Source organism: Prosthecobacter sp. SYSU 5D2, from assembly GCF_039655865.1.
Taxonomy (GTDB): Bacteria; Verrucomicrobiota; Verrucomicrobiia; order Verrucomicrobiales; family Verrucomicrobiaceae; genus Prosthecobacter.
The window spans coordinates 172,418-198,219 of the sequence record NZ_JBBYXL010000003.1 but is presented as its reverse complement, the minus strand read 5'-3'; the positions used below and the strand labels follow the sequence as shown (position 1 = coordinate 198,219).

Below are 25,802 nucleotides of genomic sequence, written 5' to 3'. Positions count from 1 at the left end.
CCCCTAGACCAAGCCTGGCACATGCTGAGGCCAACGTTCTGGCATTTTATAAACCTCAGTTCAGATGCACTTTGTAGTCATGAACCCCGAGCCACTCCACCCTCAAACCCGTATCGGCCATGTCCACCTGAAGGTGGCGGACCTGGAGCGGGCGCTTCAGTTCTACTCGGGTGTGCTCGGCTTCACCGTCACGCAGCGTTACGGCAAGGAAGCAGCTTTTGTTTCCGCAGGCGGTTATCATCACCACATCGCTCTAAATACCTGGGAAAGCCGGGGCGGATCTCCACCGCCGCCTGGCTCTACCGGTCTCTACCATACCGCCATCCTCTATCCCTCCCGCGCGGCTCTGGCGGATGCTTTTCGCCGGGTCCAGGCGGCGGGCATTCCCCTGGATGGCGCATCCGATCATGGCGTGAGCCAGGCCTTATACCTTCGCGACCCGGATCAAAACGGCGTCGAGCTTTACTGGGACCGCCCCGAATCCGAATGGCCGCGCAATGCCGACGGCAGCCTGGCCATGTATTCGCGTCACCTGGACCTTGAGTCCCTGATCCAAGCCTAAATCAAATCCACACGCTTCACACCTGACGATCATCTTATATGAAAACGATTCAACGCATTCAACACAGCTCCGCCATGCACTGGGTGGGCAACGGCTTTCCGGTCCGCTCGGTTTTTGATTACAACGGACTGGGCCGGGAACTGAGCCCGTTTCTTTTGCTCGACTATGCCGCCCCTCATCTCTTTGCCCCTGGCAAGGGGAAGCGGGGAGTGGGGGCGCATCCGCACAAGGGATTTGAAACCGTCACTATCGCCTATCAGGGGGAACTGGAGCACCGTGATTCCAGCGGCGGCGGCGGCAAGATCGGCCCGGGGGATGTGCAGTGGATGACGGCCGGGAAGGGGATCATCCATGAGGAGTTCCATTCGGAAGAATTCACCCGTCAGGGCGGAACCTTGCAGATGGTGCAGCTCTGGGTCAACCTGCGGGCGAAGGACAAAGGCACCCCTCCCCGCTACCAAACTTTGCTCAAAGCCGACATCCCTTCCGTAGCCTTACCTGATGATGCCGGAAGCCTGCGGGTGATCGCTGGGGAGTTTGACGGTCATGCCGGAAGTGCGCAGACTTTCTCTCCGATCCAGCTTTGGGACGTAACTCTGGGCGCAGGCAAGACCGTGACACTGCCGGTGCCCGATGGCCATACCACTGCCTTGCTGCTGCTGGCGGGGGAACTGCTGGTCAATGATGAGGGCCAGGCACGGGAGGCGGATCTGGTGATGTTCAAACGGCAGGGCGACCGCGTCGTCATTCATGCCCGCGCTGAGGCTAGGCTGCTGGTCATGGATGGTGAGCCGCTGAACGAACCTGTGGTGGGTCACGGTCCTTTTGTGATGAACACAATGGAGGAGATCCAAGCGGCCTTTGAGGAGTTTGAGCGTGGTGAGATGGGAGATCTGGAACACTGAAGCACTTACTTGACGACAGCGCGGCCTTCTGTCTGCCAGGCATTCAGTCCGTCTTTGAGAACCGCAAGACGGGTGAAACCTAGCTCATGCATCTGCACGGCCAGGCGGCGGGAGCGGCCGCCGAGGGCGCAGTAGATGAGGCAGGGTTTTTGGCGGTCCAGCGTGGCCAGGTATTCCTGGGTGGTGGGCTTGAGATAATCGTGATGCTGGGAGCCGGGGAGTTTTCCCTCGCGGGTGACTTCTTCCGCCATGCGTGCGTCCAGGATGAGGGCACCAGGGTTTTCGGTCATCCAGGCAGCGGCTTCGGCGGGGGAGAACTCCTGAACTGAGGCGGGCAGGATGACGGCGGGTGGCTCCAGGTCCACCCGGAGGGCAGGCGCAGGTTTGCAGCCGATGAGACAGAAGCCGAGACCGAGCAGCGGGAGAAGGATACGCATTGTCTGACAGCTTAGCGCTGTTGAAGCCATTCGGGAATCTCGAGTTCGCTGCTTTTCACGGCGGGAGCATCACCACGCCAGACAAATCCGGCATCGGTGAAGCTCTTTTGGTTAGCCCTCAGCCAGGCCAGCAGGCGGTAACCAAGCTGACGACGTGGGGAATTCACCCGCACGGCAAAGGGCTGGATGGCTTTGGCCTTGTCGGCAGGCAGGGGGATGGATTCGAAGTGCTCGATCTCGTTCTGGATGTTGATGTGGTAAACGACGGCGGCATCGAGGGAGCCGGTGCGCAGTTGATTGACCAGGAAGTCGCCAGTGGGGACCTGGCTGGAGGCGTTTTTGCTGACGCTCTCAAACAGGTTCATGGACTTCAATATGCCCTGGGTCATGAAGCCGAGGGTGGACTGCTCAGCATTGCAGATGCCGACACGCAGGCCGGGGCGGGCGAGGTCGGCCAGGGTCTTGATATTCTTGGGATTGCCCTTTGGCACGGCGATGATGATTTCGGCCTCGGTCAGCAGGACGGCCTCCGGGAAGTTTTCAGCCACGGGCGGGACGAAGCAGACATCGCAGGCATAATAGACATCCGGGTAATTGGAGCTGCTGCTGTCTTCCATGGTCTTCATGGCGGCGCAGAGGATACCGCAGCCGTTGAAAACGGTGGTGATGCTGATGCCTTCACGGGTGGCGAAGTCCTGGACCAGCTTTTCAATGGCGGGCCGGTTGACGCCGCCGCTGTAGAGGACGAGTTCGGGTTTCACCACCCAGGCATCACCGCCTGCGGCCTGGAAGCCATGCTCTTTAAAGAGGGTGCCACCTTTTTCCGGGGCGGAGAGGTAGCGGGCGAATTTCAGGGCTTCAACGGAGGAAACAGCGCTGCTCAGCACGGCAGCACTGGCCTTTTCTTCATGGGTGGAGAGTTCGGGGATTTTGACTGCTTCAAGCCCTTTAAACTGGGGGACGGTGCTGTCCCAGACAAGGGCGGCATCCACGGCCCCAAGCTTGGTATCGGCAGCGATTTCCGTCACAGTGGGTTTCATGACGGCGGCTTTTTTGGCCAGGACTTCCCAGCGGGCACCGAGGATTTTTTGCGCAATCTTGCCGTTGCTGGCGGCCTCCGGGTTGGTCAGGGCCAGTCGGATGTCCGGCTTTTCCAAATCGGCCAGGGTGCGAATGTTTTTGGGATTGCCTTTGGCAACCGCGATGACGGGATGCTGGACGGCCAGGGGCAGGACTTCCCGGGTGACTTCCAGCTTGTGGGCATCGGCCAGGGCCGCGTCATCCGCAGCGATGAACAGGTCTCCCCGGTTGGCCACACGGAGCTGGCTGAGAAGGGTGCCGGTGCCTCCGAACTGGAGGGCGATTGACGTGCCGGTGTCTTTTTCATACTGCGTGGCGATGGCTTCCACCGGTTTCTTCAGCCCGGCGGCGCAATAGACGGTGAGGGACTTCCCTGAGGCAGATGATTCCGTGCGCAGGCTGTAAAAGGCCAGTCCTCCGGCGGCGATGAGCAGGACAATGGCGAGAAGTTTTCGGAACATGGCGAGGAGGGGTTATTTTTTCCGGAGGAGTAGGAAGGCGAGGAGGGTCAGGACAAAGGCGCCGATGCCGGTGAGCAATGGCCTGTTTAGACCAATAAAATACGTGTCATCCTGTGAGGAACCTATCCAAATGTTTGGATCACCGGCGCTGGTGGATGGAGCACCAGGAGGCGGCTGTGTGGTGACGGTAATTGGCACCATGGAGGGAGCTGGTGGTTGCACTTCTGGTTCGGCAATGTCAACGGTGGGGGCGCTGGCGAGGGTGGCTTTGACCTCGGTGAGGGATTTTTCCCAGTCCACATTCATGAGGAGGTCCCAGCCGGGGTTCTCATTTTTAACGCGGCAGGAGCAGCGACCGACGAGGAACATGCAGGCATCCTCCAAGGAGGCATCGTCAAGATCCGTCAGGGGCCAGGCTCCGAGGACGCGGCCACGGCCGAAGACGGCGGCGGCAAAGCTGGTGGTCTTGGGGTCCACCTTTTGGTTAGGCCCGGCGAGCATTTGAATGAGGGGCAGCTCGGCAGGGTCATTGCGGTTGAGGCGCAGGGTGGTGAACTTCAGCAGCAAGGGCGGGCCGGGGCCGAGCTGGCTGTCGGGATCATTGGGGTTCTGCACGGGCAGGGCAGCGACCTGTTCGAGAAACCGGAGGCGCTTTTCGATGCGGTCGGCTTCTGCTGCATCGGCATCGGTGCCGCCTTCGGCGATGACCCAGACGACGGAGTCGCCGGCGAGGATGTGCTGGAGGATCTGCTGGCGGGCAGGGGAATCGAGCAGGGCAGGGAGCGTCTGGGCATTCAGGTCGCCGGACCAGACGAGGTGGTCGCTTTCGCGAGAGTATTTGAGTTCCGAGATGGTGGCTGCGGGGGCGGAGGTGATGGTGAGGTTGGCCTTGCCGTTGGCACGGAGGGGACGCAGCAGGTCGCTGACGGCGGGGTCCTGAGATGTGGACGGAGGGAGGACGAGATGGAACGGGTCCGCTTCCCAGCGGTCCAGAGCGAAGCGGAAGACCGGGATGGTGCAGGCACTGGCGGTGGAGACGGCCAGAACGAAGCTGAGGATGACGAGGCGGAAAGGCATGCGTCCTGGCGTCAACGAAGGTCGGAGGAGGAAAGTTGCAGGGGCTGCGGCCTCAATGAGCTTGGAGCCAGTTACTGCCGGTGCCTGCATCCACTTCCACAGGGACGTCGCCGAGGGAGAGGGCGTTGCGCATTTCAGTGAGGATGATTTCTTTGGCCTGGGGGACTTCGTCTTCGGGGACTTCGAAGAGGAGTTCATCGTGCACCTGGAGGAGCATTTTGGTTTTGAGGCCGCTGCGGGTGAGGGCTTTGTCCACGTGGATCATGGCGAGCTTGATCATGTCGGCGGCGGTGCCCTGGATGGGGGTGTTCATGGCCATGCGCTCGGCACCGCCACGGATGCTGGCATTGCCGCTGGTGATGTCGCGGATGACGCGGCGGCGGCCGGTGATGGTCTCGACATAGCCGTAGCGTTTGGCATCCTGGACGATCTGGTCCATGTATTTGTGGATGCCGGGGAACTGTTTGAAGTAGTTCTCAATGATGGTGGCGGCCTCGCTACGCGGGATGCCGAGACGCTGCGACAGGCCAAAGGCACTGATGCCGTAGATAATGCCAAAATTGACCATCTTGGCGGTGCGGCGCATTTCCGGAAGCACTCCCTCCAGCGGCACTCCATAGACGCGCGCGGCGGTCGCCTGGTGAATGTCGTGACCGTTTTGGAAGGCCTCAATCATGGCGGGGTCTTCACTGATGGCGGCCATCACGCGCAGCTCCACCTGGCTGTAGTCGGCACTGAGGAGAACATGACCGGGCTGCCCAGGCACGAATGCTTTGCGGATCTCCTTCCCAGAATCCGAGCGGATGGGGATGTTCTGCAGGTTCGGGTTGCTGGAGGCCATGCGGCCGGTGGCGGCCAGGAGCTGATGAAAGGTGGTGTGGACGCGGCCGGTGACTTTGGAAACTGTGCCAGGTAGCGTGTCCACATAGGTGTTCTTCAGCTTGGTCACCTCGCGATATTCGAGGATGTCGGCGATGATGGGATGCAGACCGGCGAGAGATTGCAGGACCTGCTCATTGGTCTGGTACTGGCCGGTGGAAGTTTTCTTGGGTTTGTCGGACAGCTTGAGGCGGTCAAAGAGGACTTCGCCGAGCTGCTTGGGGCTGTTGAGATTGAAGGGGCCGCCGGCGACTTCCTGAATGCGGCGGTGCATTTCATTGGCGCGTTTTTCAAGCTCCAGGCCGAATTCGCGTAGCGCCTGCACATCAATGGCGACGCCTTCGTTTTCCATTTTGGTCAGGACGGGAAGGAGGGGGCACTCGATCTCATAAAACACGCGCTCGGCACCGTGGACGGGAAGCAGGGGGCGGAGTTTTTCGGCAAGCTGCCAGGTGATGTCGGCGTCCTCGGCGGCGTAGTCGGTGATCTTTTGCGGATCGGCCTCGGCGACGTCGGCCATGGTGGACTGGCTGAAGAGGTCGTTTTTTTCCGTGCCGATGAGGGCAGTGATGGGCACGGGGGTATAACTGAGCATGGACTCCGCGAGGTAATCCATGCCATGACGCTGGTCGGGCTCGATCAAGGAATGAGCGAGCATGGTATCGAAGAACGGGCCGGTGACTTCAAGTCCGTGGGCGAGGAGGACACTGAGGTCAAACTTGAGGTTATGTCCGATTTTCTCAATGCCTGCGGGCAGAGGTGACACTGGAAGGGCGGTATCGTCGCCGCTATCCCAGGGGGCGGAAATGGACTCCGGCGCGGGGGCGGAATTGGTGAAGACGCAGCGAAATTCCTCCAGGACGGCGGCAGCCTGGGCTTTGTCGCGAGGGAAGAGGACGAACCAGCCTTCGTTGGCCTTCCAGGAGAAGGCGATGCCGACGATCTGCGTGTCGCGGGGGTCCAGGGAGGTGGTTTCGAGGTCGAAGCAGAAGCGGGGCTGGGCCTGGAGCTCGACGATGAAATTGGTGCGCTCTTCCGGGGTGCGGACGAGGTGGTAGGCGTGCTCGGTATCAGCGATGGTGCGCAGGTTATGGGAGGTCTGCTGGGTGGTTTCCTCCATGGAAAAGAGGTCGCCGGAAGCGGGGTCGGAAGAAGCGGATGCAGATGCGGCGCTGGCGGCGTCTTTGGCGAGCTGGCGACCACGCCCGGCTTTGAATTCATCGCCAAACATCCGCTTGCCGAGGGCGTTGAACTCGAACTCGGTGAAGAGGCCTTTCAGCAGCTCGTCGTCATGTGGACGGACGGCGAGGTTGTCCAGTTCCACCTCCAGCGGCGCATCGTGCATGATGGTGGCGAGGTGGTAGGAGAGGCGGGCTTTGTCTCCATTCTGCTCGACCTTTTCCTTCTGCTTGCCTTTGAGCTTGTCGGCATTGTTGAGCAGGTTTTCCAGGCTCCCGTATTGCTGGATAAGGGCAGTGGCAGTCTTTTCGCCAAAGCCTGGGATGCCGGGGATGTTGTCCACCGCGTCGCCCATGAGGGCGAGGATATCCACGACCTGCTCCGGGCGCTCGATGCCCCAGCGGGCGCAGACTTCTGAGACGCCGAGGATCTCGACATCGCTGCCCTGGCGGCCGGGTTTGTAGATTTTGACGGTTTCCGAAACGAGCTGGCCAAAGTCTTTGTCCGGCGTGACCATGAAGGTTTCGTAGTCCTTGCCTTCGGAGCGCTTGGCCAGGATGCCGATGATGTCATCGGCCTCGTACCCGTCGCGGGTGAGGAGGGGGATGTTCATGGCCGCGCAGAGGCGGTGGATCTGCGGGATGGCGAGGGAGAGATCTTCGGGCATCTCCTCGCGCTGGGCTTTGTACTCGGGGAAAATCTCGTGCCGGGGAGTGGGGGCGGAGGTGTCCAGGACGACGGCGAGGTGCGTGGGCTGCCAGTTTTTAATGATGTCCAGCAGGGTGTTCGTGAAGCCGTAGAGGGCGGAGGTGTTCATCCCGTCGCTTGTGCGGATGGGATTTTTGATGAAAGCAAAGTGGGCGCGGTAGAGAAGCGCCATGCCATCGAGCAGGAAGAGACGTTTGGACATTGGGTGAAGGCTAGCAGGGGAATGGAAAATGACGAATAAGGAATGTTCACGCCTCAGGAAATGTCGGCACCGGAGGGTCAGTCGCGCAGCCAGCCACGGAAGCCGGCCTTCACCTCGTCCTGAACGTCTTGCTTTCCATCAGGGTGAGGAGCAGGTCGCGGAAGCCACCTTTTTCACGCTCGATTTTCGCCACGATCTGCTTCAGCTCCTGCTTTTCGGCATAGCTAGGGATTCGGCCGGTGGCATAGATCATGAGCTTCTCGGAGAGGCATTGACCGAAGATGTGGATGTTCTCCACAATCCACCGTTTGAGATCGGGATAACCCAGGATCTCGGTGCCGTCAGGCAGCACGCCTGAAGGGTCAATCTCCACGTTGATGCCGGGCCATTGCTCGCGCCAGCCGCCGACGGGATCAAAGTTTTCCAAGACAAATCCGATAGGGTCTATCTGCTGATGGCAGCCCCGGCAGTCGGCGGCCTTAGTGTGTGCGGCCAGGAGGTCGCGGGGAGTTTTGGCACCCTGGGTATCGGGGGTGAGGGCGGGCACGTTGCTGGGCACCGGGGGCAAGGGAATGCCGAGGATGTTTTCCAGCACCCAGACACCGCGCAGCACGGGCTGGGTATCCACGCCATTGGCCGTGGCCATCATGATGGCGGACTGCCCCAGCAGGCCGCCCCTGACGCCGCCACGCTTGATGGGCAGGCGCTCGATCTTGTGATGTTCGGTGAGGTAGGTGCTGGCCGGTTTCACAGGCTTCAGGCCAGCCACGGTGTAACCGTAGTTTTCCAAGGCGAAGCGCTTCGACGTGGTCATGAAATCCGGATCAATGAAGTCCCGCAGCGGGCGGTTTTCCTTCAGCATGGTGAAAAAGAAATGCTCCACTTCCCGCTTGGCGATTTCGATTTCATCCGTCGTAAATCCAAATTTCTCATCCGGCATGATTTCTGGCAGCAGCCGGGTATCCAGCCATTGCTCCGTGAAGTCCCGGATCATCGGGGAGCCGGGCGACCTGGGCAGCAGGTTTTCGATCGCAGCACGATACACCGCTGGTTTGGCCAGTTCTCCACTGCGCGCTTGATGCACAATGTTGTTCGTGGGAGTGTCGCGGGTCAGGAAATAGGAGACGCGGCTGGCCAGATCGTGTGCATCCAATTTGCCGGGGGTGGTCTCACGATAAAGAAAACGTGGCGAGACAAGGGTGCTGCGCAGCATCAGGTGCATGCCTTCATCAAAGCTGTGACCGGCGTCCCAGTGATGCTTGGCGATGTCCACAAAGCTGCGGCGGACATCCTCCGTCACAGGCCGACGAAACAAGCGCGGCAGAAGGAGTTCCAGGGCACGGCTGGCATAGGCTTCGTTCGTTTCTCCCTTTTTCTGCGTTGCAAAATTCCACTCCCGCCATTTACGGCGTTGCAGATCCTGCGGGCCATCCACGATTTTAAACGGGCCTTCCACCGTCACGCCATGCAACTGCAAAGCCGGGCCATTTTCGTGATAATGATAAGCCAGGGTGTCCGCCAGAGCACGTGATGAGCCTTCGCTTTTTGCCATGTCCAAGGCGGCAATGGCAAACCGGTTGTCCAGGGTGGCATCGGCAAGATTCAGCTGAGGATTGTTATAATGGCGCTGGAAAATGTTCCACCCGTTGCGGCCGCGCAGAGGCGTGATGGAGATCCTTTTCCTGGGGGCGCCTGGAAAAAGCATCTCCTGCCAGGCGGCGAGGAAACGCGGGTCTTGGAACTTCGCCTCCAGCAGGGTGGAAAAGGGCTCCGGCTCATGATCCAGCTCCGCATTGGTCCAATGAAACAAGGGCGTCTGGCCCTCATAAAGCTCGGCATCAAAGGTGACCGTCTCAGGGGTCTCGCTGGTGACCTGGATCTCTTTGAGCAGGCGGAAGATTTTCGTGCGGGAACGGTCGCTCGCCGCCACATCGCGGGCATGCACATGCAGGATCATGGGAGTTGCGCCTTTCTTTGGGCGGAAGGCGGAGGTGCTGACGCTGATGCGGTATGTGCCCGAAGCCATGATCTCGATTTTGCTCGGCCAGGTGCAACTCCTCATGATGTCCGGGCTGCGCGAGGCCAGCCGCAGCGCATCGCCATGAATGGTGGAGGCGGAAAAGCTCAGCACCAGGTCCTCCACGCCTGCCTTCCAGGTCGTCACCGGAGGTTTTTTTTTCACTGGCGGGAAGATCTCATCGGCGATCTGCCAGGCCACCTGCTGATAGGCTTCCAGCAATGGCGGCGAAAGCACCAGCGCCTCGCTCACCGTATCAAAGCCATGCTCCCGCGTATCCCGTGGGAAACCCAAGGGCAGTTCAAAATCCGGCATCTGAAAAACCGTGCGGATAGAGTTTCGATACTCCGTCCGGTTCAGCCTGCGGGGCAGCGTGCCGCCGATGGCTGTGTGCTGTGTGAGCTGCCCGTCCAGATAGTCGAGCAGCGTCTGTTTTTGCTTCGGCGTCAGTGCCGGCCGGTTGACCGGCGGCATCTGCTTATGGGCAACCACGTTGAAGGTCTTCTCCCACACACCGGTCGCTCCTTCCGCACTCCAGTCAATTTCGGCAAGGTTCAAATTGATCCCGCCTTCTCCATCCTCGGAGTCGTGGCAGCGATAACAATGCTGCTCCAAAACATTCACCACCGGCTCGGGCAGGGGCGCGGTCTTTTTTAACTCCGCCCCCATGGCGGGCATGGCCGCACAGACCGCCAAGCCTAACAAAAAATATCGCATCACCATTGGGTGGAACAGCATTATGAGAAAAGATGATTGAGATTGCGGTAGGCGTTTGAAAAGGAGTCAGACTCCACACCCAGCCGCTGCTTCAGGGTGATGTACAGGTCGCCCAGCAAGGGCGCGTCCCTGGCCTTGGCATCAATCGCGATGTGCTGGCCGTGCTTGAATCCGCCGCCTGCCACCAGGATTGGCAGGTTGGCATTGCTATGCCGGCTGGCATCTCCCATGCCCGTGCCCACCAGGATCACCGTATCATCCAGCAGCGTCCGGCCTTCCGGGTTTTTCTTCTCAGAAAGCTGCTTTAAAAACCCCGCAAAGCACTCCATGTGCGCCCGCTCGATGGCGATGAGGTCGCGGATCATTTCCGGATCATTGCCGTGATGCGACAGCGCATGGTAACCCGCCTTCAGCACCTCGCCATTGATGGCGAAGACCTGCCCCAGACCATCCAGGAAAAGCGAGATCACATGGGTGGATTCCGTCTCCAGGGCCAGCGTCATCAGATCATACATGATGGTGCCCGCCTCCATCTGCAGGTTCGGCGTGATGGGGTCATAGCTTGGCAGCTTGTAATCCGGCTCCGGCACAGGCTGGTCCAGCGCCGCAAGCTGGCGAGCCATTTTCTTTTCCACACTGCGGAAGGAATCAAAGTATTCGTTCAGCTTGTCTTTGTCCCGCTGAGGCAGCCCAGCCTGAAGCCGTTTCGCGTCATCGAGCACACTGTCCAGGGAGCTCTGGCCGCTCTTGATCAGATACTCCGTCCGCGCACGGGAAGCCTGCGTGGCAAAGAGCTGGCGATAGAGCACACTTGGCCGGATCGTCGTCGGCAGGCCCACTCCCTGTTTGGTAAAGCTCATGGACTTGGCCCCTTCACCCATGCCCGTGGCCAGCTCCAGCGAGGCAAAACGCGTCTTTCCACCCGCCTGATCTGCGACCTGCTGGTCAAGCGAATAAGACCCTGGCGAGTTGCCGCAAATGAAATTCGACCAGGCCTTGTGGCCGTTGGGTGCGCGGTGGTCCAGGCCGGAGAAAATCGTGAAACTGTCTCGATGCGGCTCCATCGGCTGCAAGATCGCCGGCATCGCATAATCCTTGCCAGCGGATTTGGGGAAGAATGCCGGTTGATGCCAGCCCAGATATGAACCAATGGCGACAAAGTTTTTTGGCTTGTGGGCGGCTGTCGTGGCAGCAGCGGCCGAAGCGCTCGCGCCACCGAGAGCTTCCAAGGCTGGCAGGGCGATGAGAGCGGAGGCACTGCGGAGAAACTGGCGGCGGCCAAGCGCCGGAGATGTGGAGTTCTGGAGCATCAAATACGTGGGGGGTAATCAATGGTACGGACCCTGTGTCGGCCAGGTTTCAGGAACCTCCGTCAGGGACAGATGAAGGCCGTATAAAGCCTCTGTTTGAGGCTGGAAGTGGTCGGGCCGGCGAGATTCGAACTCACGACCTCTTGCACCCCATGCAAGCGTTCTACCAGGCTGAACTACGGCCCGACCTTTTAGCGAGACTCGTTGGAGTCCGGCTGGGGAAGAGGATACTGGCGTTTGGCTGTCATGTTTGCAACTGAGATGTTGTATGAAAATGGACTTTCTTTTTTCTTCTCAGAAACAGTCTCAGTGCCGCATCCCCCGCCTCTTTCTTCTTGAGAAGATTCCTATCATCAAGGATGGATGGACATGACCATCCTGCCTGAGGAAAATAAGAGTGTGGACTGGGGCCGTAAAGGCTCGCAGATGCTTCTCACCCTGGCCTGTCTGATCGTGCTCATCGCCGGGATGCGGGCGGCGGCGGGGATTTTGGTGCCGGTCGTCTATGCCTTTTTCCTGGCTGTCCTGAGTTTTCCGTTAATGCGCTGGCTGACCCGGCATCGCATTCCTGGCCCTGTGGCCTTGGGCATCACCCTGCTGGTGAACCTGAGCGTGCTGGCGGGGCTGATCACCCTGGCCGTGCGGATGTTGATCAGTTTTAATGCGGACCTCCCGCGTTATCTTCGAGGTCTGCAGCGCTACATCACGGATTTTGGCGTGTGGCTCGAGGAAAATGGCGTCGAAGGAGCCAAGGAACTGACGACCACGTTCTTCGACTGGAACAACATCATTGGTTATGCCTACCAGCAAGACGTGCTGTCCCGCATTGGGGCCATGCTGGGCAGCACCTTCGGGACCTTGGCGACCATCTTTGCCGGGCTGGTCATGATTTTGATCCTGATGATGTTTGTGCTGATGGAGGCCCCCGGTACGCACCGCCGCATGGTGGCGGTGAAGCAGGCCGGCGGTCCGGATCTCAGCGGTCTCCTGCGCAGTGTCACGGACATCCAGAAATATCTCGGCGTCAAAACCCTCATCAGTGCTTTGACGGGCCTGATGGCAGGCGCCTGGTGCTGGTTCTTTGATCTGCAATATCCGCTGCTGTGGGCCATCCTGGCATTTGTTTTCAACTATATTCCGGCCGTGGGCAGCACCGCCGCCAGCATCCCGGCCATCATTGAAGCGCTGGTGACGCATGGCGGCGGCACCGCCATAGGCATTGCCATCGGTTACGGCGGCATCAACTTTGCCCTCGATAACTTTGTGCAGCCTCAGCTTCTCGGGAACCGCTTTGGCATCTCGGCGCTCGTGGTGGTGCTTTCTGCCATTTTCTGGGGCTGGTTGTGGGGGCCTCTGGGCATGTTCCTGGCCGTGCCGCTGACCATGGTCATCAAAGTGCTCCTGGATAACAGCGAGGAATTCCGCTGGGTGTCCGTGGCCATGTCGCAGAAAAAGATCCGCCGGGGAGAGGTGGAGGTCGTGGGTTATGACCTGGATGAAAATGAGCTCATCGGTGGTGGCGCCAGTACCGAGAGTCCGGACCGGGATCATTCAGGCCGGCGTTAATCCACATAACGGAACTCCGCACTGGCCAGCAGGGCCTGGCAGTAGAGCGCCAGCATCATGGTCTCATCCTCGGCAGGGGCTCCCTCAATACTGCTTTGGGTCTTTTGGAAAAAAGTCTCAGCCAGCTCTGTTTCGGCCTGGTCTGGTGGTCGGTTAAAACACAGTGTAAAAGCTCTCCGCAACTGTTCAGGCCGGGTGGCTTTTTCTTTGGAAACACGGGCGGCCAGGGCTGCGGCGCGGGCCTGCACCCATGGGCCGTTCATCAGGTAAAGCGCCTGCATGGGGACATTGGTCACATCGCGGTGACCCGTGACCAGGCTGGGTTCAGCAAAGTCAAAAAGCTCCAGCACATCCGGCAGGTGGTCGCGCAGCACCGGCAGGTAAACGGAGCGCCGCAGGCTGCCGTCCAGATCTGCCGGGAGCGCTTTGTTAAAGCCGATCAGAGAGACCGACTGGCTGCTGATTTCAGAGACCAGGGATCCCGGGCGTCGGGTCACGTCCAGCTCCCCTGAAACCGCCAGCATCGAATCCCGGATCACCTCGGCATCCAGCCTGCGTTTGTTGGCCCGCCACAGCAGACGGTTGTCCGGGTCTTTCTCAAAACAGGCTTCCCGGTAGCCGGAGGACTGGCGGTAGCTGCGGGACAGGGCCACTTCCCGTATCAGAGCTTTGACAGACCAGTCCCGGCGGGTCATTTCCAGGGCCAGATAATCCAGCAGCTCAGGATGCGTGGGCCGCTCGCCGCTGTAGCCCAGGTTGTCCGTGGTGCGCACCAGGCCCACGCCGAAGAGGTGCTTCCAGATGCGGTTCGCGATCACGCGCGAGGTGAGCGGATTTTCCGGGTGGGTCAGCCACTGGGCCAGCTCCAGCCGTCCACTTTGCTTGGCTGCCGGTTCCACGCCCTGGATTTTAAGCACCTCGGGAAAACCGCGTTTCACCGCCTTCACCGGCTGGGTGATCTCCCCCCGGTTCAGCAGCATCGCTTCCTGCACCTTCGGTGCTTCCGACACCCCCATGCTCAGCGGCAGCGCCCGGCCCTGGTCATCCACGGTCATGAGCTGGCCGTCAATGCCGCCCCGTGACCAGTAGATGCGGATGGCGGTGGCCAGCAGCTTGAAGCCTTCGTCACCGATGTCCCGCCCTTCTTCACGGGCTTTGGCTATGAATTCGTTCTGGGCTTTTTCCTCCGCATCCAGCTTGGCCCGGCTGGCTTTCAGTTCCTTCACCTTCGCGGCTGTGATGGACTTGTTTTGGATGAGCTGTCCGGGCAGATCCGGCAGGCGGATGAGATCGCTGGGATTGTTGTTCTCCGAGTCTATCCAGTTCCCGTAATGCGTCTTCGTGCTCTTAAAGATGCCTGCCAGCGCGTAATAATCCTCCATGCTAAAGGGTTCGCTTTTATGGTCGTGACAGCGGGCGCAGGCCACGGAGGTGGCCGTGATGGCACGGGTGACAGTATCCAGCTGCTCATCCACCAGGTCGGCGGCAAATTGCAGCGAGTTCATTTCATTCAGCCCCTTCGCCCCCATGGCCAGAAAGGTGGTGGCAATGTGCAGTTGCGCGCGCTCCGCATCATCCTTGGCAGGCAAAAGATCCCCCGCGATCTGCTCGGTAATGAAGCGGTCATACGGCTTGTCTGCATTGAGGGCATCAATGACATAATCACGATAGCGCCAGGCATGGGGAAAGGTCAGGTTGGATTCACGGCCGTTGGATTCGGCAAAACGCGCCACATCCAGCCAGTGCCGGCCCCAGCGTTCTCCAAAACGGGGGCTCTTTAACAAGGCATCCACGGTCTTCTCAAGCAGCGCCTCCCGGCCTGCCTCATCCCGCCAGCCCTGGGCAAAGGTGGTCATCTCCTTTGGTGTCGGAGGCAGGCCCGTGAGATCAAAGTGCAGCCTCCGCAGCAGCACGCCAGGTTTCGCATCCGGGGAAGGGGCCAGGTCATTCTTTTCCAACTGCGCCAGGATGAAGCGGTCCAGCGGGCGTTTGGCCCAGGCCTTGTCCTTCACCTCAGGTGCAGGCTGCGGCTGGGGTTTGCGGTAGCTCCAGAATTCACGTCCGGACTTCACATCTACTGGCGGTCTTTCCGCCACCTGCATAGAGGTCTCGCGGGGATCAGGGGCGCCGGCTTTGATCCACGTCTCAAAATCCGCAATCACCGCCTTCGGTAGCGGCGGGCTTTTGGGAGGCATTTCCAGGTCGGGATCTGCGTGTTTGATCGCCATCAGCAGCAAGCTCTTGCTCACCTCCATCGGCACCACGGCAGGGCCGGTATCGCCGCCTGTTTGAAGGCCCTGCTTGGTATCCACCAGCAGGCCGCCCTTGGCCTTGCCGGATTCGGTGGAGTGGCATTCGTAGCAGTGCTTGACCAGCACGGGCCGGATTTTGCTTTCAAAGAAGGCGAATTCCTCTGCGGCGGGGGCGGGCAGCAGGCTGGCCAGGCACAGGCAGGCGACGAGACTGGGCAACTGGAGCTTCATCATGGTGGTAACCTTTAAAACGGACTGGCATTCAAGAACTTAGGAACGCCTTAGCCAATGCGGAACTGTTTCGGGAACCTCAGTTGGAGCCCAACTGAACTACTGGTTTTCCGCCAGGCCGAAAAACATCATGTGCTGCCAGGGCAGTTCATCAAATTCACGCACCAGTTTAAAGCCATTGCTGGTCAGCTCCTTGTTGATCTGCTCCTTGGTCATCTTGTGTTCTGGCTTGATCGGCACGCTGTCATCCTCCGCCCGGTATTCCACCATCACGATCACGCCTTCGGGCTTCAGCGCCTGCCGCATTCCGGCCAGCATCTCTTCCGGGTGGGAAAATTCATGATACACATCCACCAGCAGGATCATGTCACAGGAGGCCGGGGGGAGCTTTGGATCATGCGGCTCACCAATGATGCTTTCAATGTGGGTGATGCCTTTTGCCTCTGCGCGCTTTTTTAGCATGGCGATCATCTCCGGCTGCACTTCCACGGCATAGACCTTGCCGTCTTTGCCCACGGCCTCGGCGATGGGGAGGGTGTGGTAGCCATTGCCGCTGCCCATGTCACACACGGCCATTCCTGGCTTCAGCTTTAATTCCTCGCGCATCCGCAGCGTCGCTTCTTCGCGGTCACGCTTGTTGCGGATCAGCCAGCCGGCTCCCTGCCAGTGCATGGTCTGGGCGATCACCCGGCCCTGGTATTCCTGCAGGGCAGGGGGCGGTGGGGGTGTTTGTGCATAGAGACCGGCACTCAGCACCCAGAGGAAGATAAAGCATTTCATGTCGCTGATCATAAACGCCGCGTATCCCTTTTGCATACGGGGAAGGTCCTTTCTGGAGCAGGAAACTCAGCGACAAAAACCAATGAATTATAGAAATTATGTTAATTATGCTTGCAATAATTTGAATAATTCATAAAATATCAATGCATCCTTATTAAATTATGAAAAAGCTGATCCTCATCCAGAACGACTATCCTTCCACTGGCAAGAGCACGCTGGCTCATTGCTGCGCCCGTTATCTCACGCAGTATGGTGCCCCCCATCAGCTTCTTTCCCTGGTGGAAGATGCTGGCGAGGACGCCTCTGGCCGGGTCTTTGATGCCTCCACCCTCACCACCGACAGTCTTCTGGACCGCCTGGATGAGAGTCATGTCACCATCCTGGAGATCGCCACCGGCATGGGGGAATTTTTTGAAAAACTGTACCAGATGGAACAGTTGGACCTCGTCTTCACTGAGGCCAGCGTCAGCCTCTCCGTGGTGATCCCCGTCACCAGCGAGCATGACAGCTTTGATTCCGTCTTGGAAGCCGCCGAGGTTTATTCTGACCACGCTGAATACACCATCGCCCATCTCATCACCAGCAGCTACGAGGATGATGACAAGGTCTGGGACACCAGCTACGCCGCCCGCGTGATGGACATGTTTGAAGCTGTGGAACTCTACATTCCCGAGATCGGCTTCCAGCTTGAGATCGAGCTGCGCAGCCAGCACGCCAGCCTGAATGAGGCACTGCTGGATCCAGAAGCGGATGACCACTTCGGCAAAGACTTCACCAAGTGGATGAACCGCGTGATGGGCCAGGTGGACAGCGCTCGCCAATATCTCTTTGGCGAAGCTTTCCGTCCTACTACCACTCCGAAACCTGTCAAAAGACCCCGCGCTAAAGCACGCGCCATCTGAGATTTGCTCCCTGCTCAGCGACGGAGGCTTGATTCTTATGGGATCAAGCCTCCTCTCTTTTAGATCATGCTCCTTCCACTCATTTCCTTCGATGCCGCAGGCACTCTCATCCAGGTTCGGGAGCCGGTGGGTAAAACCTATGCCCAATTTGCCAGCCAGCACGGCATCGTGGTGGAGGAAGTCGCGCTCAAGCAGGCCTTCCGCAGGGTCTGGGGCGGCCTGAATGTCCCCTTTTGGCCGGAAGGGCAGCGCTCACCCGATGATGACCGCTCCTGGTGGCGGGGGCTGGTGGGCGAAGTCTTCACCCTGGCCGCTGATGATGCTGTGCCGGACTCAACTCTCGATCCGCTGTTCGATGAGCTTTATGCGCACTTTGCCCGCCCAGATGCCTGGATAGTTTTTGATGATGTCTTGCCTGCGCTCACCGATCTGTCGCGTGATCACCGCCTCTGCGTGCTGTCCAACTTTGACCGGAGACTGCGCAGCGTTCTCAGCGGGCATGGCCTGGACAGCTTTTTTGAGCACATCATTCTTTCCAGCGAGGTCGGTGCTTCCAAGCCGCAGCCCCGCATGTTCGATACGGCTTTGCATCTCATGAATGCCGATGCCGCCACAAGCTGGCATGTGGGTGATGACCTGCGCTGCGATGTCCAGGGCGCTGAAAACTCTGGCTGGCAGGCGTTTGCGGTGGACCGTCCAGGGCGGAACCTGATGCATTTTGTGGAAAAAGTCCGTTCACAGGCAAATTCAAGCTTGCGCACAGCGCTGTAAAGGGTAGGTAATCCGCCCCACAAGCGCGGGTAGCTCAGTGGTAGAGCAGTTGGCTTTTAACCAATTGGTCGTGGGTTCGAATCCCACCCCGCGCACCACCTTGTGGATGTCAGTTTCAATGCCCAGGTAGCTCAGTGGTAGAGCAGTTGGCTCTTAACCAATTGGTCGTGGGTTCGAATCCCTCCCTGGGCACCACTAAAAATGCTCCGCGTCCTTCACCGGCCGGAGCTTTTTTGTGCCCGCAGATGGCAGGCCTCATTCGAATGCGATGGATGAAAACGATACAGATTGCCTGGCTCTCCTTCGCAGCCTTCGTCACCCTCTCCTCAGCCCAGGAGCTCCTGACCGGTAAAGCCGCCATGGGCGACTGGACTACCGATGCGCCGGGTGTCCGCCGGCATCTCCGTGTGGGCGACCTGCCGCCACCTAACGAAAAGGAATCCGTCACCAACAAGCCCAAAGAGGTCAAACAACCCGAAGGTGCCTGGCCCAAGGCCCCCAAAGGATTTACCGTCACCGAATTCGCCGCTGACCTGAAAAAGCCGCGTGTCATCGTCACCGCGCCAAATGGCGACATCTTTGTGGCCGAGAGCAAGTCTGACCAGATCACCATCTTGCGGGATGCCGATGGTGACGGCAAACCCGAGCTGAACGAGGTCTTCGCCGACGGCCTCAACCAGCCCTTCGGAATCGCCTTTTATCCTCCCGGAGATAATCCCACCCACATCTACATCGGCAATACTGATGCAGTGGTCCGTATGCCTTATCAAAACGGCCAGACCAAGGCCGAGGGCAAGCCTGACGAACTGGTGCCCCTTTCCGAAGGTGGTCAGCTTACTGGCGGTGGCCATTGGACCCGCGACATTGTTTTTTCCAAAGACGGCAAAAAGCTCTACATCGCCATCGGTTCCAAATCGAACGTGGATTGGACCAAAGAGGAGGAAGACCGGGCACGTATTTTTGAAACTGGTCCGGAGGGGCAGGACAAGCGCGTTTATGCTTGGGGTGTCCGCAACCCCGTCGGTCTGGCCATTCATCCCATCACGGGTGATCTCTGGACCTCCGTCAATGAGCGTGATGCCATCGGTGACGACCTCGTGCCTGATTATGTCACCCGTGTGACCGAAGGCGGTTTTTATGGCTGGCCCTGGTACTACATGGGCGGTCACCAGGACCCCCGCCACCAGGGTGCCAAGCCGGAACTGAAAGACAAGGTCATCACGCCTGATGTCCTTATCCAGGCTCACTCCGCCTCCCTGGACATGGTCTTTTATGACGGCAAGCAGTTCCCTGAAGAATACCGTAACAACGCCTTCGCCGCCGAGCATGGCTCATGGAACCGCAGCCGCCGCACCGGCTATAAAGTCATCCACATCCCCACAAAGGATGGCAAGGCTACTGGCGAATACGTGGACTTTCTCACCGGCTTCGTTACCGATGAAGGGGATGTCTGGGGCCGCCCCGTCGGCGTCACCGTCGCCAAAGACGGCGCTTTGCTGGTCAGCGATGACTCAGGGAACCGCATCTGGCGGGTGGCGTATGATGGCAAGGGTGCTGAGTAATGAAGACTGCGCTTAAAACCCAAGTCCGGGCGGCAGGCCAAGCCCACCGGTCATCTTGCTCATCTCGGCAGCCTGGGTGTCCTTCACTTTCTTCTGCACCTGTTGCACGGCGGAAAGGATCAGGTCCTGCAGCATGTCCACATCCTCAGGATCCACCACTTCTTTGGCGATCTTCAGGCTCTGGATGTCGCCATGACCGTTCGCGGTCACCACAATCTTGCCACCGGCGACGGTTGATTCAAAAACCTGCGAGCCGAGCTGGGCCTGGGACTTCTGCATCTGGCTCTGCATGTCCTGCACCTGCTTCATCATCTTCTGGATGTTCATGAAATAAAAGAATAGTTGGTTAGGTTAAACTGGGCTCAGGCCTGGGGCGCACCGCTGGCGGCCAGCTTGAGCTTGAATTTTTCGATGGCGCTTTTGATCAGCGGATCATTCTGGAAATCTTCGGTGATGCTGTCCGGCGTCGGTGCCGGGGGCGCTTCATTTTCCGGGGCTGCCTTCACTGTAGATGAAATGGCCGCCCGCTCGGAGACCGGCACCGGGGCCGTGGCGGGTTTGGGGGCGGTGGGTGGTGCAGAAACGGGCAGGTCAAAACCCGCAAAAAGCTCCGCTGCTGGAGGCGGTTTCAAGCTGGGGTCCACCACCATCTCAAAGCGCATCGGGGTGCCAAGGATCTCATTGGCCAGGCCTTCCAAAAAGGTGCGCTGGTTGTCGCGGTCCAGGCTTTCTTTGGCGTGGCTCTCGCTCGTGGGGAAGCCCAGTTTGATGATCCCCCTAGCCATGGACAACACCGTCGTTGGCTCCAGCCAGGACACGGCCAGCGGTCGCTTTTGCTTCACCAAATTCACCAGTTCCAGTCGGAATTCCTCATTGGTCAGGGAGGGGGCGGTGGGAGGCGCAGGCTCGGGCAGCGGCTGCGGCCTGACAACGGGCGCAGCTTGGGGGGCCGGTTCAGGTTCAGGCGGCGGTTCGGGTGCTGGAGCCGGAGGAGGTTCGGGCTCTGGATCAGGATCGGGTGCAGGTGGTGGCGATGCAGGCTCAGGTTCCAGCTCTTCCATCAGCAGTGACGGCTCCGGGCTGGCTTCCGCCACTGCCACTTTTAGCGTCGGTTCTGGCTCGGGGGCAGGAGCCGGAGCTGGCTGTGGTTTTGCCACCGGAGCTTGAATCGGTTCTGGCGCTGCCAGGGTCACCGGGGCTGCGCGCCGGGCGACTGGCGTGGGCTGCGGGCGCGGGGCCGGGCGAGGCAGGGAGGCGGCACCGCCGCCATCCAGCGCTTCGATCACATCGCTGATGCTGATCTCATTGTAATGCTGCACGGCCTGGATCACGCCCAGCTCAAAGTGCAGCCGCTTGTTCGTGGCCCAGCGCATGCGGGCATCCACCTCGGCCAGACCGTCCACAATGCGCAGAAGCTGTTCCGTGCTGGCCATTTGCGACTGGATGCTCACCTGGTCCGCAATTTCCGGTTCCAGATCTTCTGCGGCTGCATCTGGATCTGCCTGGCTGACTAAAAGCGTGCGGAAATGCTGGATCAGATCTCCCAGCATGCGGCCCAGGTCCTTGCCGGCTTCGCTCGTATCGTGGACCAGGCGGAGGGCGTTAACGGTGTCGCTTTCCAGGATGTGCTGCACCATCTGGCTGACGGATTGCACGGCGGTGAAACCAAAAATCTCCAGCACGTCATTTTCGCGGATTTTGTCACCGCAGAAGGCCACAAGCTGGTCCAGCATGGACTGCGCATCCCGCATCCCTCCATCGGCACCTTTGGCGATGGCGAAGGCCGCTTTCTCATCCAGATCCACCTTTTCCAGCATGGCGATGTGCAGCAGATGCTTGGCGATGATCGTGTTCGGGATACGACGCAGGTCAAAGCGCTGGCAGCGGCTGATGATCGTCGGCAGGATCTTGTTCGCCTCCGTGGTGGCGAAAATAAACTTCACATGATCCGGCGGCTCCTCGAGCGTCTTCAGCAGTGCATTGAAGGCTGCCGTGGACAGCATGTGCACCTCATCAATGTAATAAATTTTATAGCGGCAGCGGGATGGCGCATACTTCACGCTTTCCCGCAGGTCTCGCACCTGGTCCACGCCGTTGTTGCTGGCACCGTCAATTTCCAGCACATCCAGGCTGCGACCCTCAGCGATCTCCCGGCACAGCTCATCCTCCGGGTCAAAGTCCACGCTGGGGCCATTCGGGCAGTTCAGTGCTTTGGCAAAGATACGGGCCGTGGAGGTTTTGCCCGTCCCACGGGGGCCCACAAAAAGATAGGCGTGTGCCAGCCGGTTCTGCGCGATGGCATTGCGCAGCGTGCGGACAACATGTTCCTGGCCGAGCACGTCGGCAAAGGTTTTGGGGCGATACTTGCGGGCGAAGACCTGATAACTCACGACTCAATGCTAGCGTGTGTCGCAGGCGAGGCGAACAGATTTTGGCGAAACTCTTCGGCAATCTTGGCATTCTGCCCCGGTCTGCTTTAGGATCACCCCATGAGGCAGTCAAAATGCATTCTTTTCTTCCTGGTCCTGGGCCTTCTGCTGCCAGGTTGCGGCCTGTTTAAGAAAGAAGAAAAGCCCGCCCCCACTGGACCAAAGACTACGCTCATCGGTGTCGTCGAAATGGTGAATCCAGAGCAGAGTTATGTGCTTATCCGGTGTGAGCAGCCGCCGCTGCTCCCCACCGGCACCGAGCTGGTCGCCGTGGATCCTGCGGGTGGCGAGTCCTCCATCCGGCTCACACCAGAGCGCAAAGGCCGCTATCTCACCGCCGATATCAAATCCGGGCAGCCCAAAGTGGGCAGTTTTGTCATGCATCGCACTACTGGGGATGCGCCTGTAAACACCCCCTTCGCTCCGGATCCCATCCCCACCGTCCCGGCCATCGCACCCATCCCCCTGGATCCGCTGGCTTCTCCGCCGTCGCCTTTGCAGCCAACGTTGCCTTCTTTGGCCCCCTTGCCTTTTTCTTCACCTTCTGAATCCCCGCCACCGGCGCAATGATCTCCGAAACTGAAGCCCGCACCCGCGTCCTTGCGGCCATCTCTCCTGGCCCTGCCGTAAAGGTTCCTTTATTAAATGCCTTGGGTCTTTATTCCGCAGCGGACGTTCTTGCCACCGTGCCGCTGCCTGGCTTCGACAATTCCATGATGGATGGCTATGCGGTGCGTGCAGCGGACACAACAGATTCTGACTCTGTTATCCGTGTGGCCGATGAGCAGCCCGCCGGAAAAGACCGCCAGCTTCACTGTGCCCCTGGCGAGGCCATCCGCATTTTCACCGGTGCCCCCATGCCCGCCGGGGCGGATGCCGTCATCATGCAGGAGGATGTGGAGCGCGATGGGGATGGCATCCGTTGCCGCGAACCCGTGCTTCCTGGCGAAAACATCCGCCGCGCCGGTGCCGATCTCTGCACTGGCCAGATCATCCTGCGCCAGGGGGAAAAATTCACCCCAGGTCGCCTCGGCGTGCTTGCCTCCCAAGGCCTTGCCAGCGTGCAGGTGCACAGAGCGCCGCGCGTCGCCGTATTGAGCACCGGGGATGAACTCGTCCCCGCCGGGCAGCCCCTGGCCCCTGGGCAGATTTACAATAGCAACGGCCTCATGCTTCAGGCCCTCCTGGCAGGGCAGGGGATCCACGAGACCACTGCCGTCCATTGCGCAGACGATCTGGAATCCACCATCGCCACCCTTCGCCAGCTCCTGGCCTCATACGATGTCATCCTCCTCAGCGGAGGAGTCTCCGTGGGTGATCACGACCAGATCAAACCCGCCCTGCACGCCCTCGGCATCACCCCGGATCTCTGGCGGGTCAAAGTGAAACCCGGCAAGCCCTTCCTCTTCGCCCGGCATGAAGGCAAATGCATCTTCGGCCTGCCCGGTAATCCTGTTTCCAGCTACATCACCTATCAGCTATTCGTCCGTCCTGCTCTGCTCAAATGGATGGGAGCCCAGGAGTTGGATCTCGTCCGTACTCCTGCCATGACGACCAAGGCCCTCCATAACGACGGCGACCGCCCGCACTACCTGCGTGGAATCCTCAAAAATGGCCAGTTCACGGTCACGGGCCTGCAGCAAAGCCACGCCCTCTTTGCCCTCAGCCAGGCCAATGCCCTGCTGCGCCTGGAGCCGGATCAGCAGGTGCCAGAAAGCTCTGCCGTGGAAGTTCTGCTATGATCCGTATCTCAAGTCTCCGGTAAAATCTGCGGTTTGATCACCGTGACATGCATCGGCTCCAGAGCTGCCTTCAGCCGCTCAAACATCGCCTCATCCTCGTAAGTGCCCACGATGGCGCCGCCACTTCCCGTGAATTTGGCACTTGCTCCGCAGTCCCGCGCTGCATCCACCATGTCCAGATTCCCCTGGCTCAGCTTGTACAAGCGCCGCCGCAGGTCAAAGTTCTCATTCAGCAGGGGCCCCATCTCGTGGCCTCGCTTTTCCAGCATCAGGTCGCGCACCCGCTGGGCCAGATTTGCCCACTGGTACATCGCGCTCACAATCTCCCGGTCGCCCCGGTTCCAGCGGCCCCGGATGTCGTTGTGAAAAACCTCCGTTCCCTCGCTGAGCTTGGAGGTATAGGCCACATACACTGGCGGCATCAGGGCCGGGTCCAGCGGTTCATAAATGCCATAACCCAGCTTCTCAATGGAAGCCCGGTTGAAATCCATGAAAACCACTCCCTCATAGGCCTGGATCACCCGGTCCTGCAGGCCCGCCGGGATGCAAAGCTCATCATTTTCTACGCTCAGCACCAGGCCCGGCAGAATATGAGTGGGGATCTCCACTTGATAAAATTGCATCAGCGCCCGCCAGCAGGCCGTGATGATCGCGCTGCTTCCTGCCATACCCACCTGCGGAGGTACGTCGCTGTGATAGCGCAGGGTGAAATTACGCCCATGCAGTTCCAGGCCTTCTTTCGTGCAATATTCAAAGAATCGCTTCACACTCGCCTTCAACAGGCGGATCCCTCCGTAATAGCCGTTCTGCCGCACATCCCGGACCAGCTCTTCGATGCTGCAAAATGCGGAATGATCCCGCTGATTAGGCTCAATCGTCAACTCAGGGCTTTCAAAAAGCGTGATTTCCGCCGCGAAGTTGCGGATGATGAACGAGATCGTCTTGCCAAAATAGCCGTCCGAAGGGTTGCCCACCAGTCCGGCGCGGGCATAGGCTTTGGTTTTAATGAGCATGGATTCGGGAGAAAAGGAGGGGCAGACCCTAAAGGAGGCGGCGGAACTGGCAACCTGAATGCCCATCTTTGACAAAACTGCCCGTTTTCTGCCAGGATATTCACTCTTCCTCTAAAAAAGCCTTGCCGTTTATTCATTTGCCGCCACCTTCGCGGCCCCTATGTCCAAAAACGCTGGTATAGCCAAAACGAGAAAAGCTTACTCTAAACGGTTCAAAGTAACTGCAACAGGTAAGGTGCTTCGCCGCAAACAAGGCAAGCGCCACATCTTGCAGAACAAGAGCCGCAAACGGAAGCGCAACCTCGGTAAAGTCGCCCTTGTGGCAGAAGTGGATAAAGCAGGAGTCCTGGCCAACATGCCGTTCTCCCATCGCGGTTAATCCACGGTCCCCTAGCGGGACCCCGATGCTCCGGTCTGGCTTCACTCACGTGAAGGCCTCAGATCAGGTGAGGCCGGTCATCGTCTCCTTAACAACAGCCTGTTCACAGAAATAGAAAATGCCAAGAGCCACCAACGCACCCGCTAGCCGCAAACGCCGCAAGCGCACACTCGCGAAAGCCAAGGGCTTCCGCGGGTTCCGATCCACCCATTTCCGTTACGCCAAGGACGCTGTCCGCAAGGCGATGACGTATAACTACCGCGACCGCAAGGTCCGCAAGCGCACCTTCCGCAACTTGTGGATCCAGCGTATCAACGCTGCTGCGCGTAACGTCGGCATCACCTACAGCCGCCTGATGGAAGGCCTGAAGTTTGCCGGCATCGAAATCGACCGCAAGGTCCTTTCCGACATCGCCATCCAGGACGAAGCCGCTTTCGCCGCCCTCGCCAATCAGGCCAAGGCCGCCATCGAGAAAAAGAACGAGCAGGTCAAAGCTGCCGCTTAATCTCCAGACAACTTAATCCCCAAAACCTGAAACAGCCGGAGCGAAAGCCCCGGCTGTTTTATTTGGTACTCGTTAGGGGCGCATAAACAAAAAAGCCACGCCCTTTCAGGCGTGGCCATCAAATTCCGGCATGGGC

The 25,802-nt window shown here is 59.3% G+C and carries 21 protein-coding genes and 3 tRNA genes; 12 read left to right on the top strand and 12 right to left on the bottom strand.

Features of this window, described 5'->3' with window-relative positions:
* Positions 1 to 79 precede the first annotated feature (79 nt).
* Entirely contained in the window at positions 80 to 562 is a 483-nt protein-coding gene (locus WJU23_RS05825; RefSeq protein WP_346331601.1) for a VOC family protein, read from the top strand.
* Positions 563 to 600: 38 nt separating this feature from the next.
* Positions 601 to 1,467, top strand: coding sequence for a pirin family protein (locus WJU23_RS05820; protein ID WP_346331600.1), 867 nt, complete (start codon positions 601 to 603; stop codon positions 1,465 to 1,467).
* Between the two features lie 5 nt (positions 1,468 to 1,472).
* Here the strand turns inward: WJU23_RS05820 and WJU23_RS05815 are convergent, their stop codons facing one another.
* The 7 genes from WJU23_RS05815 to WJU23_RS05785 form a co-directional block, all read right to left on the bottom strand.
* Positions 1,473 to 1,904: a rhodanese-like domain-containing protein gene (locus tag WJU23_RS05815; protein ID WP_346331599.1), complete on the bottom strand. Its 432-nt coding sequence runs from the start codon at positions 1,902 to 1,904 to the stop codon at positions 1,473 to 1,475.
* Positions 1,905 to 1,915: 11 nt separating this feature from the next.
* Complete coding sequence (gene modA / locus WJU23_RS05810; RefSeq protein WP_346331598.1) at positions 1,916 to 3,445, bottom strand: molybdate ABC transporter substrate-binding protein; 1,530 nt, start codon at positions 3,443 to 3,445, stop codon at positions 1,916 to 1,918.
* A gap of 12 nt (positions 3,446 to 3,457) precedes the next feature.
* On the bottom strand, positions 3,458 to 4,522 hold the full coding sequence (locus WJU23_RS05805) for a hypothetical protein (RefSeq protein WP_346331597.1): 1,065 nt from the start codon (positions 4,520 to 4,522) through the stop codon (positions 3,458 to 3,460).
* 52 nt (positions 4,523 to 4,574) lie between these two features.
* Complete coding sequence (gene polA / locus WJU23_RS05800) at positions 4,575 to 7,490, bottom strand: DNA polymerase I (RefSeq protein WP_346331596.1); 2,916 nt, start codon at positions 7,488 to 7,490, stop codon at positions 4,575 to 4,577.
* A gap of 109 nt (positions 7,491 to 7,599) precedes the next feature.
* The gene (locus WJU23_RS05795; RefSeq protein ID WP_346331595.1) at positions 7,600 to 10,245 is read right to left on the bottom strand and encodes a DUF1588 domain-containing protein; all 2,646 of its coding nucleotides are present in this window, start codon (positions 10,243 to 10,245) and stop codon (positions 7,600 to 7,602) included.
* Positions 10,245 to 11,534 carry a DUF1552 domain-containing protein gene (locus tag WJU23_RS05790; protein ID WP_346331594.1) on the bottom strand — a complete coding sequence of 430 codons (1,290 nt, stop codon included), beginning with the start codon at positions 11,532 to 11,534 and terminating at the stop codon, positions 10,245 to 10,247. Before WJU23_RS05790 ends, WJU23_RS05795 begins: the two co-directional genes overlap by 1 nt.
* Before the next feature lie 109 nt (positions 11,535 to 11,643).
* Positions 11,644 to 11,720, bottom strand: a tRNA-Pro gene (locus WJU23_RS05785).
* A 183-nt stretch (positions 11,721 to 11,903) separates the two neighbouring features.
* On the opposite strand from WJU23_RS05785, the gene WJU23_RS05780 reads away from it, so the two are divergent.
* Positions 11,904 to 13,100 (top strand): AI-2E family transporter, encoded by a 1,197-nt coding sequence (locus tag WJU23_RS05780; RefSeq protein ID WP_346331593.1) that lies wholly within the window; start codon positions 11,904 to 11,906, stop codon positions 13,098 to 13,100.
* Here WJU23_RS05780 and WJU23_RS05775 read toward each other — a convergent pair.
* Positions 13,097 to 15,586, bottom strand: coding sequence for a PSD1 and planctomycete cytochrome C domain-containing protein (locus WJU23_RS05775; protein WP_346331592.1), 2,490 nt, complete (start codon positions 15,584 to 15,586; stop codon positions 13,097 to 13,099). The genes WJU23_RS05780 and WJU23_RS05775 overlap by 4 nt on opposite strands.
* Before the next feature lie 96 nt (positions 15,587 to 15,682).
* Positions 15,683 to 16,363: a class I SAM-dependent methyltransferase gene (locus WJU23_RS05770; protein WP_346331591.1), complete on the bottom strand. Its 681-nt coding sequence runs from the start codon at positions 16,361 to 16,363 to the stop codon at positions 15,683 to 15,685.
* Positions 16,364 to 16,524: 161 nt separating this feature from the next.
* Here WJU23_RS05770 and WJU23_RS05765 point away from each other — a divergent pair, with 161 nt between their 5' ends.
* From WJU23_RS05765 to WJU23_RS05745, 5 genes are all read left to right on the top strand, one after another.
* Complete coding sequence (locus WJU23_RS05765) at positions 16,525 to 17,265, top strand: hypothetical protein (RefSeq protein ID WP_346331590.1); 741 nt, start codon at positions 16,525 to 16,527, stop codon at positions 17,263 to 17,265.
* 66 nt (positions 17,266 to 17,331) lie between these two features.
* Positions 17,332 to 18,036 carry an HAD-IA family hydrolase gene (locus tag WJU23_RS05760; protein WP_346331589.1) on the top strand — a complete coding sequence of 235 codons (705 nt, stop codon included), beginning with the start codon at positions 17,332 to 17,334 and terminating at the stop codon, positions 18,034 to 18,036.
* A 23-nt stretch (positions 18,037 to 18,059) separates the two neighbouring features.
* Positions 18,060 to 18,134: transfer RNA gene (locus tag WJU23_RS05755), tRNA-Lys, on the top strand.
* Between the two features lie 22 nt (positions 18,135 to 18,156).
* Positions 18,157 to 18,231 (top strand) — tRNA-Lys (locus WJU23_RS05750).
* A gap of 68 nt (positions 18,232 to 18,299) precedes the next feature.
* Positions 18,300 to 19,598, top strand: a complete 1,299-nt coding sequence (locus tag WJU23_RS05745) for a sorbosone dehydrogenase family protein (protein ID WP_346331588.1) — start codon at positions 18,300 to 18,302, stop codon at positions 19,596 to 19,598.
* A 12-nt stretch (positions 19,599 to 19,610) separates the two neighbouring features.
* Here WJU23_RS05745 and WJU23_RS05740 read toward each other — a convergent pair whose 3' ends face one another.
* Both WJU23_RS05740 and dnaX read right to left on the bottom strand, forming a co-directional pair.
* A complete protein-coding gene (locus WJU23_RS05740) occupies positions 19,611 to 19,925 on the bottom strand; it encodes a YbaB/EbfC family nucleoid-associated protein (RefSeq protein WP_346331587.1) in 315 nt (104 codons plus the stop codon).
* 35 nt (positions 19,926 to 19,960) lie between these two features.
* Positions 19,961 to 21,988, bottom strand: coding sequence for a DNA polymerase III subunit gamma/tau (gene dnaX / locus WJU23_RS05735; RefSeq protein ID WP_346331586.1), 2,028 nt, complete (start codon positions 21,986 to 21,988; stop codon positions 19,961 to 19,963).
* A gap of 99 nt (positions 21,989 to 22,087) precedes the next feature.
* On the opposite strand from dnaX, the gene WJU23_RS05730 reads away from it, so the two are divergent.
* Both WJU23_RS05730 and glp read left to right on the top strand, forming a co-directional pair.
* Complete coding sequence (locus WJU23_RS05730) at positions 22,088 to 22,597, top strand: hypothetical protein (RefSeq protein WP_346331585.1); 510 nt, start codon at positions 22,088 to 22,090, stop codon at positions 22,595 to 22,597.
* Entirely contained in the window at positions 22,594 to 23,769 is a 1,176-nt protein-coding gene (gene glp / locus WJU23_RS05725; RefSeq protein WP_346331584.1) for a gephyrin-like molybdotransferase Glp, read from the top strand. Before WJU23_RS05730 ends, glp begins: the two co-directional genes overlap by 4 nt.
* An 8-nt stretch (positions 23,770 to 23,777) precedes the next feature.
* Here the strand turns inward: glp and WJU23_RS05720 are convergent, their stop codons facing one another.
* Positions 23,778 to 24,782, bottom strand: coding sequence for a GHMP kinase (locus WJU23_RS05720; protein WP_346331583.1), 1,005 nt, complete (start codon positions 24,780 to 24,782; stop codon positions 23,778 to 23,780).
* A 160-nt stretch (positions 24,783 to 24,942) separates the two neighbouring features.
* Here WJU23_RS05720 and rpmI point away from each other — a divergent pair, with 160 nt between their 5' ends.
* A complete protein-coding gene (gene rpmI / locus WJU23_RS05715; protein WP_133795685.1) occupies positions 24,943 to 25,161 on the top strand; it encodes a 50S ribosomal protein L35 in 219 nt (72 codons plus the stop codon).
* Between the two features lie 118 nt (positions 25,162 to 25,279).
* Positions 25,280 to 25,666 (top strand): 50S ribosomal protein L20, encoded by a 387-nt coding sequence (gene rplT / locus WJU23_RS05710; RefSeq protein ID WP_346331582.1) that lies wholly within the window; start codon positions 25,280 to 25,282, stop codon positions 25,664 to 25,666.
* Positions 25,667 to 25,802 lie beyond the last annotated feature (136 nt).